The organism is Streptomyces sp. NBC_01723 (assembly GCF_036246005.1).
Lineage (GTDB): Bacteria > Actinomycetota > Actinomycetes > Streptomycetales > Streptomycetaceae > Streptomyces.
Genome location: NZ_CP109171.1, coordinates 5,752,148 through 5,764,401, shown reverse-complemented (window position 1 = coordinate 5,764,401; position 12,254 = coordinate 5,752,148). Strand labels below are relative to the sequence as shown.

Annotated in this window: 14 protein-coding genes and 1 pseudogene; all 15 read right to left on the bottom strand. The window is 71.9% G+C overall.

What is annotated here, in order from left to right; translation table 11 throughout:
* Positions 1–67 precede the first annotated feature (67 nt).
* The 15 genes and pseudogenes from whiG to rpsP all read right to left on the bottom strand — a co-directional run bounded on the left by whiG (position 68) and on the right by rpsP (position 12,027).
* Complete coding sequence (whiG, locus tag OIE75_RS26825; RefSeq protein WP_307015347.1) at positions 68–910, bottom strand: RNA polymerase sigma factor WhiG; 843 nt, start codon at positions 908–910, stop codon at positions 68–70.
* Between the two features lie 280 nt (positions 911–1,190).
* Positions 1,191–2,333, bottom strand: coding sequence for a DNA-processing protein DprA (gene dprA / locus OIE75_RS26820; protein WP_329472330.1), 1,143 nt, complete (start codon positions 2,331–2,333; stop codon positions 1,191–1,193).
* Positions 2,334–2,719: 386 nt separating this feature from the next.
* On the bottom strand, positions 2,720–4,345 hold the full coding sequence (locus tag OIE75_RS26815) for a YifB family Mg chelatase-like AAA ATPase (protein ID WP_307015343.1): 1,626 nt from the start codon (positions 4,343–4,345) through the stop codon (positions 2,720–2,722).
* A complete protein-coding gene (locus OIE75_RS26810; RefSeq protein WP_329472329.1) occupies positions 4,345–4,707 on the bottom strand; it encodes a YraN family protein in 363 nt (120 codons plus the stop codon). The genes OIE75_RS26815 and OIE75_RS26810 overlap by 1 nt, the downstream gene beginning before the upstream one ends.
* A gap of 128 nt (positions 4,708–4,835) precedes the next feature.
* A complete protein-coding gene (locus OIE75_RS26805; protein WP_003965949.1) occupies positions 4,836–5,144 on the bottom strand; it encodes a DUF2469 domain-containing protein in 309 nt (102 codons plus the stop codon).
* Between the two features lie 57 nt (positions 5,145–5,201).
* Complete coding sequence (locus OIE75_RS26800; protein ID WP_329472328.1) at positions 5,202–5,732, bottom strand: NUDIX hydrolase; 531 nt, start codon at positions 5,730–5,732, stop codon at positions 5,202–5,204.
* Positions 5,722–6,492: a signal peptidase I gene (lepB, locus tag OIE75_RS26795; RefSeq protein WP_307015339.1), complete on the bottom strand. Its 771-nt coding sequence runs from the start codon at positions 6,490–6,492 to the stop codon at positions 5,722–5,724. Before lepB (OIE75_RS26795) ends, OIE75_RS26800 begins: the two co-directional genes overlap by 11 nt.
* A gap of 101 nt (positions 6,493–6,593) precedes the next feature.
* Positions 6,594–7,583 (bottom strand): signal peptidase I, encoded by a 990-nt coding sequence (gene lepB, locus OIE75_RS26790; protein ID WP_307015337.1) that lies wholly within the window; start codon positions 7,581–7,583, stop codon positions 6,594–6,596.
* Positions 7,477–8,556: pseudogene (lepB, locus tag OIE75_RS26785) on the bottom strand (signal peptidase I); the annotation flags it as partial. The gene lepB (OIE75_RS26790) and the pseudogene lepB (OIE75_RS26785), both read right to left, overlap by 107 nt.
* Entirely contained in the window at positions 8,549–9,301 is a 753-nt protein-coding gene (lepB, locus tag OIE75_RS26780; RefSeq protein WP_307015335.1) for a signal peptidase I, read from the bottom strand. The pseudogene lepB (OIE75_RS26785) and the gene lepB (OIE75_RS26780), both read right to left, overlap by 8 nt.
* 44 nt (positions 9,302–9,345) lie before the next feature.
* Positions 9,346–9,696: a 50S ribosomal protein L19 gene (gene rplS, locus OIE75_RS26775; RefSeq protein ID WP_122615168.1), complete on the bottom strand. Its 351-nt coding sequence runs from the start codon at positions 9,694–9,696 to the stop codon at positions 9,346–9,348.
* Between the two features lie 136 nt (positions 9,697–9,832).
* Positions 9,833–10,666, bottom strand: a complete 834-nt coding sequence (trmD, locus tag OIE75_RS26770; RefSeq protein ID WP_307015333.1) for a tRNA (guanosine(37)-N1)-methyltransferase TrmD — start codon at positions 10,664–10,666, stop codon at positions 9,833–9,835.
* A complete protein-coding gene (gene rimM, locus OIE75_RS26765) occupies positions 10,666–11,229 on the bottom strand; it encodes a ribosome maturation factor RimM (protein WP_307015331.1) in 564 nt (187 codons plus the stop codon). The genes trmD and rimM overlap by 1 nt, the downstream gene beginning before the upstream one ends.
* A gap of 127 nt (positions 11,230–11,356) precedes the next feature.
* The gene (locus tag OIE75_RS26760) at positions 11,357–11,596 is read right to left on the bottom strand and encodes an RNA-binding protein (RefSeq protein ID WP_003973401.1); all 240 of its coding nucleotides are present in this window, start codon (positions 11,594–11,596) and stop codon (positions 11,357–11,359) included.
* 2 nt (positions 11,597–11,598) lie between these two features.
* The gene (gene rpsP, locus OIE75_RS26755) at positions 11,599–12,027 is read right to left on the bottom strand and encodes a 30S ribosomal protein S16 (RefSeq protein ID WP_307015329.1); all 429 of its coding nucleotides are present in this window, start codon (positions 12,025–12,027) and stop codon (positions 11,599–11,601) included.
* Between the last annotated feature and the right edge of the window lie 227 nt (positions 12,028–12,254).

The window sequence follows — 12,254 nt, the reverse complement described above, 5'->3', positions numbered from 1 at the left end:
CGGTCACGCGACCGCACAGCCGTCGAGCGGGGCGCGACGGCCGGCGTCGCGATGCCATAAGCCCAGCTCAACGGCCGAACCCGGCCAGCTTGGCGCGCAGCTGCAACACCGACTTGGTGTGGATCTGGCTGACCCGGCTCTCGGTCACACCCAGCACGTTGCCGATCTCGGCCAGCGTGAGGCCCTCGTAGTAGTACAGGGTGACGACGGTCTTCTCGCGCTCCGGCAGCGTGTTGATCGCCCGCGCCAGCAGCCGGCGCAGCTCACGGCCCTCGGCGACCTCCACGGGATTGTCGGCGGCGGTGTCCTCCAGGGTGTCCATGAGGCTGAGCCGGTCGCCGCCCTCGCTCCCCGCGTGCAGCAGCTCCTCCAGGGCCACCACGTTGGCCAGCGACAACTGGCTGAAGACCGCGTGGAGGTCGTCGACCGCGATCCCCATCTCCACGGCCACCTCGCTCTCCGAGGGGGTGCGGCGCAGCCGTGCCTCCAGCGTCGCGTAGGCGCGCTCCACGTTGCGCGCCTTCTGCCGCACCGAGCGGGGGATCCAGTCCAGCGCGCGCAGTTCGTCGATCATCGCGCCGCGGATCCGGGTGATGGCGTACGTCTCGAACTTGATCTCGCGGTCGACGTCGAACTTCTCGATCGCGTCGATCAGCCCGAACACACCGGAGGAGACGAAGTCGGCCTGTTCGACGTTGGGCGGCAGCCCCACGCTGACCCGGCCCGCCACGTACTTCACCAGGGGCGAGTAGTGCAGGATCAGCTGTTCCCGCAGCCGCTCGTCCCCCGTCGCCTTGTACGACCGCCACAGCTCGTCGAGCGTCGAGGGGGCGGACGGTCGCACGCTGCCGCCGTCGCGGGCGGCTGGGGGGACCGCCGCCCGGTCGGACCCGGAGGTGTGCTGGGGCATTCGTCGCCTTGTGCCGTTCTGCCGTGATGTGGTGCGCCTGAGGCCGCCGGTCTGCTGTCTGGTGGTCGCCTGTTGTCGGTCGTGTTCGTGAGGCCCTCGTGAGCGTAGCGTGACTGTACCGTCGCGTTGTGCGAAGGAGGGGGTGGGGAGCGTGCGCAGATACGTTCCGCTGAACGCTCCACAGGGGGGACGATGATCGCTCTGCGTGATCACTCGAATACCTCAACTGCCAGATTTCCCACGGGCGTCGGGGTTCCCCCGGACGGCCGAACACGGTGCGTCAGCAGGGGCTCCGACCCTCGCGGACCGAGATCATCGCCTGGCGTGTCAACTTCCAGCCGTCGCCGTGTCGTTCGACGTAACCAAGCGCTCGAAGCTCGTACAGTCTCGCGATCGCGTCGTCCTGCGTGGTCTGCGCACGGCGTGCCGCCTCGGCCGCCGTCGCCGTGCCGCGCGCGGGCAGTCCGGCCAGTACGTGGCGGGTCCGGGGTTCCAGGAGGTCGGTTGGCAGGACCGGCCCGCGCCGCTCCGGGGACAGCTCCCCCATGTCGCCGACCAGTTCGACGACCTCGGCGGCGTCGCTGACGAGCACGGCGTCGCCGCGCAGCAGTTCGTGCACGCCCGCGGACAGCGCGCTGGTGGCGGGCCCGGGCACACCCATCGTGTGCCGGCCCAGGCGTTGCGCGGCCCGGGCCGTGGCCAGCGAACCGCTGCGGTAGGCGGCCTCGACGACGACGGTGCCCCGGGTGAGCGCGGCGATCACGCGGTTGCGCAGGATGAATCTGCTCGGCGTCGGATGATCACCGGGTGGCAGCTCGCCGACGACCAGGCCCTGCTCGGCGATCCTGGTGATCAGCCCGGTGTGCCCCGGCGGGTAGGGCCGGTCGACTCCGCAGGCCAGCACGGCGGCGGTGGCTCCGCCCGCGCCGAGGGCGCCCCGGTGGGCGGCGCCGTCGACCCCGTAGGCGCCGCCGGACACCACCACCCAGCCCCGCTCGGCGAGGCCGGCGGCGAGGGTGGCCGCCATGTGAGCGCCGTACTCGGTGCAGGCACGGGCGCCGACCACGGCCACGGAGCGCAGCGCCCACATGCGCAGGCTGGGCGTGCCGCGCACCCAGAGTCCGAGCGGCCGGGCGTCCCCGAGGTCGTCGAGCTGCCCCGGCCACTCGGCGGTGCCGGGTGCCACGAAGCGCACGCCGGCGGCGCGCGCGACGGCCAGGTCCCTTCGGGGGTCGGCCCGGCCCGCCCGCGCGCACAGCCCGGCCCACCGTTTCGCGCTCACCCCCGGCAGGGCACGCGCGCCCTCACGCAGTCGCCGCACCACCTCCGCGACGCCGCGCTCCCGCACCCACCGCCCGCCGGTCTCGTCGCCGGGCTCGATGACCCGGGTCAGGAAGACCCGGCCGAGCAGATCGGAGTCCACGGCGCCCTCCCGGGCCGGGCTGGCTACCGCTGCCACCGCAGCCGGGGCTACGCCTCGATCCACGCCGTCTCCGACGGCCGGGGAGGCCGGAGAGACTGGGCAGACCGGCGAGGCCGGCGAGACCGGAGAGACTCTGCCCGGAGCGTCCCGAGCCCCGCCGACCCCGCCGACCGCGCGCACCTCGCCCGCCGTGTCCCCGGCCCCGCCCGCAGAGCCGGTCGGGACCTCAGCGCCCCCGTCGGGCGGGGCACCACCCGCGGTCATGTCCTCTCCTCCGGGCGTCGCGTCCTCAGCCCACCACTCTCCCCCGGGCCCGGTACTCCCGCCCGAGGCGAGGGCGCCCTCGGCAGCGCCCCCGCACACACCCGGCAGCGCATCGCGCCCGCTCACGTCAGCGCTCCCAGAGCCATCGGCACGCCGCGTGGCACCCCGGTGCGCAGTTGGAGTGCGAGGGCGACGTCCCCCGCGTCGGGGCGGTCGTGGCCGACGAGGTCCGCGACGGTCCAGGCGACGCGCAGGACGCGGTCGAGACCGCGGGCGGTGAGTACCCCGCGTTCCAGGCTGCGCTCCGCCTCGTCCAGCGCGCCCGGCGCGGCGTGCCAGCGGCTGCGCAACTCGCGGCCCGGTACCTCGCTGTTGGAGAGCCACGGCGTGCCCGTGAGGCGCGCGGACGCCCGCGCCCGGGCCGCCGCCACCCGGTCGGCGACGGTCGCGGTGGCATCCCCGCGGGTTCCGTTCCCGGTCAGCTGGCCGCGGGTGACCCGGTCGACCTCGACACGGAGGTCGACCCGGTCGAGCAGCGGACCGGACAGCCTGGCCTGGTACCGGCGGATCGCCGAGGGCGGACACTCGCAGAGGTCCTCCCGCTGCGAGAACCGGCCGCACGGGCACGGATTGGCCGCGAGCACCATCAGGAACCGGGCCGGGAAGCGCACCACGCCCGCACTGCGCGCGATGACGACGTGCCCGGCCTCCAGCGGCTGCCGAAGGGCGTCCAGGACATGGCTGCCGAACTCGGGGGTCTCGTCCAGGAACAGGACCCCCCGGTGTGCCAGCGAGACCGCGCCGGGCCGCGCGACGCCGGGTCCGCCGCCGACGAGGGCCTGCATCGTGGCCGAATGGTGCGGTGCGCAGTAGGGAGCCACGTCGATCAGGGGCTTGCCCGGCGGCAGCAGGCCCGCCACCGAGTGCACGGCCGTGACCTCCAGGGACTCCGGCCGGGTGAGCCGGGGCAGGATGGCGGGCAGCCGCTCGGCGAGCATGGTCTTCCCGGCGCCGGGCGGTCCCTCCAGGAACAGGTGATGTCCCCCGGCCGCGGCGACCTCCACCGCCGTACGCGCCGACCCCTGGCCCACCACGTCCGCGAGGTCGTGCCCCTGGTCGTACTGGGCGGCGCCCATGCTGTGCATGCCGGTGGCGGCGCCCGTGCCGGGCATGCGCAGGCCGGCGAGGAGCGGATCGGGGCGGCCCGGCTGGTCCTGTTCCTCCTCCGGCACGGGCTCGTCGGCGAGGACGGCGATCAGCTGGCGCAGGCTGCGTACGCCGAGCACCGACACCCCCGGCACCAGGGACGCCTCGGCGGCGGCGCACTCGGGCACGACCACCTGCTCGTAGCCCGCCTCCGCCGCGGCCAGCACCGCGGGCAGGATGCCGCGCACCGGCCGCACCCGGCCGTCCAGGCCCAGCTCCCCGACCATGACGATGTCCGCGAGCACCCGCGGGTCGATCCGCTCGGCGGCACCCAGGACGGCGGCGGCGACGGCCAGGTCGAAGCCACTGCCGCTCTTCGGGACCGACGCCGGGCTGAGTCCCACCGTCAGCTTCTTCTGCGGCCACTCGGCGCCCGAGTTCACCACCGCGGCCCGCACCCGGTCCCGGCTCTCGGTGAGGCTCTTGTCCGGCAGCCCCACCAGGGTGAACGCCGCCACGCCCGGTTCGAGGTCGGCCTGGACCTCGACCACCACGCCCTCGACGCCGACGAGCGCCACGGAGCACGTACGCGCGAACCCCATCACGCCACCCCCCGGGCGTGCTCGACCACGGGGGCGCCGCGCTGCGGGAGGAGGACGCCCACCAGGTCGATGCGCACACCGCCGGGTGGGGCTCCGCCATGGGTCTGGATCCAGCGCTCGGCGAGCCGCCGCAGCCGGCCCGCCTTCTCGGGGGTCACCGCGGCCATCGGGTGTTCGAAGGAGCCGCCCCTGCGCGTCTTGACCTCGCAGACGACCAGGACGTCCCCGTCCCGGGCCACGATGTCGATCTCGCCGGTCCTGCCGCAGCGCCAATTGCGCTCCAGGACCGTCATGCCGGCTCCGGTCAGCCGGCGGGCGGCGAGTGTCTCGCCGTACCTGCCCATCGCACCTCGTGCGTTCATGTCGGCACCACCTCCGGCGCCAACGATGAGGGCAGCTCAGCGAGCTTTTGGATCTTGGTGGACGGTCAGTCGACTGTGGACAACTTCGTCACCCACACGAGTGAAAAACTTCCTCGGGCGGCCCGACCTCACCCGCCCGGAAGCTCCAGGTCACTCTTGTTCAGCTCCTCGATGTTCACGTCCTTGAACGTCAAAACGCGCACCTGCTTCACGAAGCGGGCCGGCCGGTACATGTCCCACACCCAGGCGTCCGCCATCGAGACCTCGAAGAACACCTCGCCCTGGACCGAGTGCACCTGCATCTCGTAGTCGTTGGTGAGGTAGAAACGCCGCTCGGTCTCGATCACGTATTTGAACAGACCGACGACGTCGCGGTACTCCCGGTAGAGCTTGAGCTCCATCTCGGTCTCGTACTTTTCGAGGTCCTCGGCGCTCATGGCATGTTCCCCTTCAGCCGTGCGGGTCCCCCCATTGTGCGCCAGTCCCGTGCACCCCTAGACGATTTCCGTGTCCAGGGTCACCGGCCCGGCCGGGGGACCCTCGTCGAGCAGCGTGCGCAGCAGCCCGGCGAGTCTGGTCGGATACACCGTCTCACGTGCCCCGGTCAGTTCCTCACACGTCCACCAGCGTGCTCCGGCGACGCTGCGACGCTCCAGCTCGGTGAGCCCGGCGCCGACGGCCCCGGTGGCGGTCTGCCGGGTGCGGGCCAGGTAGTACCACTCGTCCTGGTCCCAGCGGCGGCCCGCGAAGGGGAAGGAACACCTGCGCCGCCACAGCACCGGGCCGAGTTCGACGTCGGCGATGCCGGTCTCCTCCAGCAGCTCCCGCCGGGCGGCCTCCTCACGGGTCTCGTCGCCCTCCACACCGCCGCCGGGCGTGAACCACCAGTCGTCTGCCGGGTCGTCCGGTTCGTGGCCGTGCAGCAGCAGGACGCGGTCGTCGGGATCGAGCAGCACGACCCGCGCGACCCTGCGCAGTCCGCCCTGGTAGGTGTCCTGCCCGGCCGGGGTCGTCTCAGCGCCCATCGGCGGGCTCCGCGGCGCGACCGGCACGCGAGGCCGCGGCCCGCTTGGCGACGGGACCGTACGCCCCACCGCCCAGGACCAGCACGGCCCCGGCGATCACCAGGACGACGACCGGAGTGAGCGGCCCCGGCGAGGAGAGGCCGCCCAGGGTCTGGAAGCCGGTCGGCCGCTCCAGCATGCCGTTCATGGGCCAGACCACGGCGTCGACGCGGGCGTCCACGGCACCGCTGGAGACGGTGCCGCGGGCCGCGTCGGTGAGGTGGGCGGTGGAGTCCACGGAGTTGTCGCGCTCGTCGCCGAGCAGGAACAGGCGGCCCTCCGGGACGTTCACGGTCTGGAAGTCCATGATCTCGGCCGGTGTGCCGGCGGGCAGGTACGGCTCGTCGATCACCTTGCCGTTGACCTTCAGCTTGCCCTCCTGGCAGCAGGAGACGGTGTCCCCGCCGACGGCGACGACCCGCTTGACCATCGGGGCGTTGGCCCAGGCCGTGTCCTTGAAGACGACGACGTCGCCACGCCGTACGTCGCTCCCGTCGATGCGCTCGGCGAGCACCCGGTCACCGACCCCGATGGTCGGGGCCATCGAGCTGGTCGGCACGGTGTAGGGCCGGTAGACCACGGCACCCCAGGCGAAGCCGCCGAGGAACAGCACCATGCCCAGCGCCACGGCGAGGCCGGACAGGCGCTGCCCGGTCCGGCTGCCCACCGGACCCTTGTTCCCCCCGCGAGGGGCCGTACGTGTCGTGCTCTCGCCACCCATGGAGCCGCACCTTACCCGGCGGTACCCCAACGGGGCAGCCCCCCTCCCGAGGGCCGGGAAGGGGGCTGTCGCGTCGATGGGGACGTAAGAGCAGGGGCGCCTCAGCGAACCCCGGCGGCGGCGCTCCGACGGCGGCGCCACCAGACGACCGGGAGGACGCCGGCGACGGCGAGCCCCTGGGGCGCGACCGACAGCGTGGCCGCGGCAGGCGACCCGGCCCGCAGGCCGTCCTGGTCGAAGGTCTCGGGGACCGGCAGGTTGTCCCAGCGGTTCATCGGCCAGGCGACCACGACCGCGCGGCCGACGACCTCCTTCACCGGGACCATGCCGCCATGCTTGTCCGCCTGCTGGTAGCGGGAGTCCTTGGAGTTCTGCCGGTGGTCGCCCATGACCCAGATGTAGCCCTCGGGCACCGTGACCTTGAACCGGCCGCCCTGGTCGTCGTCGGTGCACGGCGTGTTGCCGGGGTAGACGTACGGCTCGTTGAGGGCCATGCCGTTGACCTTGAGCGGGCCGGTCTTGTTGCACTCGACGGTGTCGCCGCCGACGCCGATGACGCGCTTGATCAGGTCCTTCTCCTCGGCGGACGGCATCAGGCCGATCCAGCTGAGCACCGTCTGCAGCGCGTTCGGGTCGGGGGTCGGCTCGCCCGCCAGCCAGTTGTCCGGGTCGTGGAAGACGACGACCTCGCCGCGCTCGGGCTCGGAGCCGAACCAGGGCGTGAGCTTGTCGACCAGGACACGGTCATTGATCTTGAGCGTGTTCTCCATCGACGAGGACGGGATCGAGAACGCCTGCACCAGGAACGTCTTGATCAGCAGCGCGAGCACCAGCGCGATACCGATCAGGATCGGCAGTTCCTTCCAGAAGGAACGCGGCTTCTTGGTCTCGCGGTGTGGCGTGGGCGGCGTCCCGCCCACTCCCTCGTCCTGCGTCCCGTTGTGTTCGTTCGTCACCCTGCCGTCCTCGGTTCCGGAGCCGTGACCGGAGTCGCGGGCGCCGTCCGGGGCCGGGCCGTCCGTCTCCTCGGGGCGTCCGCGGTTCTCCTCGCCGTCGTGTCCGGACCGTGCGCCAACCGCCACATCCCCCACGCCAACTCCTTACTCTCTGCCGCCGCCCGCCCCGTATACGGCGCAGGCCCACCACTCCCATAACGAGCGGGAGTTCCGCAGGGGTCGGGAGTTGCATCATCGCGTTCGGATCGTCGGGGGCAACCCTATGCGACAGCCGGGGAGCGGCGGTCGCACCGGAGGCCGAGTCGGTGACTGATGCATACGTTTTCGGCTCGTCCAGGGTGGTCCAGTGACCGAACGGCCAGGCGATCACCATGGCGCGTCCCACCACCTCCTCCTCGGAGACCGTGCCGAAGTCGGTGTCCTGGTGGGCGCGGGAGTCGGCGGAGTTGGACCGGTGGTCGCCCATCACCCACAGCCGTCCCTCGGGGACGGTGACGTCGAACGGCGTCCGTGACGGGGTGTCACCCGGGTACAGGTAGTCCTCGTCCAGGGGGACGCCGTTGACGGTGACACGTCCCTGGGTGTCGCAGCACTTGACCTCGTCCCCACCGACCCCGACGACCCGTTTGATGAGGTCCTTCTCGTCGTCGGACGGCAGCAGGCCGATGAAGGCCAGGCCCTCCTTGACCTGCTTGACGACGACGGGGTCGTCCTTCTTCGCGGTCTGCTCGCCCTGGAGCCAGCCGCCGGGGTCCCGGAAGACCACGACGTCCCCGCGCTGCGGTTCGGAGCCGAACCAGGGGGTGAGCTTGTCCACCAGGACCCGGTCGCCGATCTGGATGGTCTGCTCCATGGAGCCGGACGGGATCACGAAGGCCTGGACGAGGAAGGTCTTGAGTACCAGCGCTATGAGCACGGCGACGCCGATGAGGAGCGGTATCTCCTTGACGGCGCCGCGCCTGCGGCGCCGTTTGACCTTGCGCTGGAGCTTGCGCCGCTCCGTGCGGGAACGGCCGCCGGAGGGCGCGGCGGTGCGCCGGGAGCCGGTGGGCAGCAGGTTCTCCGCGGGGCTGCTGGGGGCTCCGCGCGGTTTCCCGCGGCTACCCATCGGCGCCCGCGGGCCGACGCGCGTCGCCGGCCCCTCCGTCCGCGTCGGCCTCCGGCACGCGCGCGTAGGCGTCGGGACGGTCGAGGTGGGTGGCGTGGGCGAAGGGCCAGACGATCCAGTCGGCGCGCCCGATCACCTCGTCCACCGGGATCATGCCGCCGCCCGGCGAGCCCAGGTGGTCGCGGGAGTCGCTGGAGCCGGACCGGTGGTCGCCGAGGACGAAGAGGGTGCCGTCGGGGACGACGACGTCGAAGCGCACCGTCGACGGGCGGTCACCGGGGTACAGGAACTCCGACTCGTCGACCGACTGGCCGTTCACCTGTACCCTCCCCTCCCTGTCGCAGCACACCACATGGTCCCCGCCCACACCGACCACGCGTTTGATGTAGTCGCCGGGCCCGAAGAGTCCCGTACCGTCGAAGACCACGACGTCGCCCCGCTGCGGCCGCCCACCGAAACGGTACGCCAACTTATTTACGAGAACCCGGTCACCGATCCTCAATCCACGCTCCATGGATCCGCTGGGAATCTGGAACGGCCGCAGTACGAAGGTGCTGAGCAGCAGCAGGAACAGCAGCAGCGTCAGCAGGGTGACGGTGATCCGGCCGCCCGGCACCCAGTCCGTGATCCGCCCCGCGAACGCGGAACGCGACCGTTCCTCCGGGCCCTCCGGATCCGAGGGCTGCTCGGAGTCGGAAGGGCGGGAGGAGCGGTCGCGCTCCGTGGGCTGTGCTTCGGTGTCCATCGGGGCCAGATGCTATCCGGCCCCGGCGCGGACCTCGGAGGCGCTCAGCTCTCGCGCTTCTCCTTGATCTTCGCGGCCTTGCCGCGCAGCTCGCGCAGGTAGTACAGCTTGGCGCGGCGGACGTCACCGCGGGTGACGAGCTCGATCTTCTCCACGATCGGGGTGTGCACCGGGAAGGTGCGCTCGACGCCGACGGAGAAGGAGACCTTGCGGACCGTGAAGGTCTCGCGAATGCCGGCACCCTGGCGGCGGATCACAACGCCCTTGAACTGCTGCACACGGGAGCGGTTGCCCTCGATGACGCGCACGTGGACGTTGACGGTGTCGCCGGGGCGGAAGGCGGGGACGTCGGTGCGCAGCGACGCGGCGTCGACGGAGTCGAGCAGGTGAGACATTTCGTCTGCTTTCCTCGCTGATGCCACAGGTCATCAACGGAAACTAGGTGTTTCGGATTCAGAGCCGTGCGGGTCGGGACGGGCGTCGTGTCCCCCTGTGGCAGGGGCGCGCTCCGGACGGACGCACAACAGCGGCCTATTGTTCCATGCCAGGTGTCCTGCGCCAAAATCGGCCGTACGGCTCCCCGTCCGGGTCCGGCGCCCAGCCCAGGATGGAGAGCATCTCGCGGTCCTTCTTGTCGAAGGCCTTGGGATCGCACCGCTCGATCAGGTCGGGCCGGTGGGCCGACGTGCGCCGCAGGGCCTCGTCCCGGCGCCAGCGGGCGATCTTCCCGTGGTGGCCGCTGAGCAGCACGTCCGGGATGCCGCGCCCGCGCCACTGCGGCGGCTTGGTGTGGACGGGGCCCTCCAGGAGGTTCGCCATGGCGCCGGGCGCGAAGGAGTCGTCCCGGTGGGACTCGGCGTTGCCGAGGACGCCGGGCAGCAGCCGGGCCACGGCCTCGGTGACGACCAGTACGGCCGCCTCGCCGCCGGCGAGGACGTAGTCGCCGATGGAGACCTCGTACACCGGCATCCTGGTCGCGTACTCGTCGACGACGCGGCGGTCGATGCCCTCGTAGCGGGCGGGCGTGAAGATCAGCCAGGGCCGCTCGGAGAGGTGGACGGCGAGTTCCTGGGTGAAGGGCCGGCCGCTGGGCGTGGGCACGATCAGGGCGGGCTCGCCGGAGCCGGCCTCGTAGCCGTCGGCCAGGACGGAGTCCAGCGCGTCGCCCCACGGGTCGGGCTTCATGACCATGCCGGGGCCGCCCCCGTAAGGGGTGTCGTCGACCGTGTTGTGCCGGTCGTAGGTCCACTCGCGCAGGTCGTGCACCCGGACGTCGAGCTGTCCACGCGCGCGTGCCTTGCCGACGAGGGAGACGTTCAGCGGTTCCAGGTACTCGGGGAAGATCGTGACGACGTCGAGCCGCATTACGCGCCTTCCTCCGGGGACTCCTCGGCGTCCCGCGCGGAGGCGATCTCGGCGCGGTCGTCGATCAGGCCCGGGGGCGGGTCGATGACCGCGCGCTGCTCCTCCAGGTCGATCTCCGTGACGATCTCCGACACGAACGGCACGTAGACCTCGCTGCCGTCGGGGCGTTCCACCACGAACAGGTCCTGGGTGGGCAGGTGGGAGATCTCGGTGATCCGGCCGACCTCGGTGCCGTCGGCGGTCACCACGTCGAGGTCGATGAGCTGGTGGTCGTAGTACTCGTCGTCGTCCTCGGGACGCTCGTCGGGGTCGACGTCGGCGATCAGCAGGGTGTTGCGCAGGGCCTCGGCGCCGGTGCGGTCGTGGACGCCCGCGAAGCGCAGCAGGAGGCGGCCGCTGTGCACCCGGCCGGTCTCGATGGTCAGCGGACCGGCGGTGGCGGGGTCGGTGGCCAGGACGGCGCCGGGGCCGAGCCGCAGCTCCGGCTCGTCGGTGCGGACCTCGACGGTGACCTCGCCCTTGATGCCGTGGGCGCGGCCGATGCGAGCGACTACCAGCTGCACTGTGCTTGATCTCCTGTCGAACTGCGACGAGCCCGGCGGGGCTCACGACCCCGTGCGGGGCTCTACGACTGCGGGCCGGGGACGGCCCATGGCCCTCCCCGGCCCGAGCCGGTGCTGCGTTGTGGCGTCAGCGGACGTGGTCCACGTCGACGAGGTCGACGCGGACACCGCGGCCGCCGATGGCGCCCACGACGGTGCGCAGGGCGCGTGCGGTGCGGCCGTTGCGGCCGATCACCTTGCCGAGGTCGTCGGGGTGCACCCGGACCTCGAGCACACGCCCGCGACGCAGGTTGCGCGAGGCGACCTGCACATCGTCAGGGTTGTCGACGATGCCCTTCACGAGGTGCTCGAGAGCCTCCTCGAGCATGCTCAGGCCTCGGTCGACTCGGTCGAGGAGGACTCGGCGGCGGCCTCGTCCTTCTTGTCGGCCTTCTTCTTCTGGGTGATCGCCTCACCCTTGCCCTCGTCCTCGCCACCGATCGCCTCGAAGGACGGGCGGGCCGCCTTCTCGGACGGCTGGAGCAGCGGGGCCGGGGCGGGCTCGCCCTTGAACTTCTGCCAGTCGCCGGTCTTCTTCAGGATGGCGAGCACGGGCTCGGTCGGCTGGGCGCCGACACCGAGCCAGTAGGCGACACGCTCGGCGTCGACCTCCATCACCGACGGGTTGTACGTCGGGTGGTACTTGCCGATCTCCTCGATGGCCCGGCCGTCACGGCGGGTACGGGAGTCGGCGACGACGATGCGGTAGTGAGGCGAACGGATCTTGCCCAGACGCTTCAGCTTGATCTTGACTGCCACGGGAGTGGATTCTCCTGGTTTTGACGTGATTGGGCACGGCGAGAGAGCCGCGTGGGGTTGCGGTACCCGAGTGCCCGATGGACGCGTCAGCCGGAGGAGAGAGGGGTCCTGTGCGACTGTCGAGTACAGCTTGCCATTGTGCCACACGCGGGCAGACCCCTCGGACCGGAGGGCACCGGGGCCGCCCTCCGGTCCGGCGGAGCGGGTCCGACGACGGAACCTGGCCC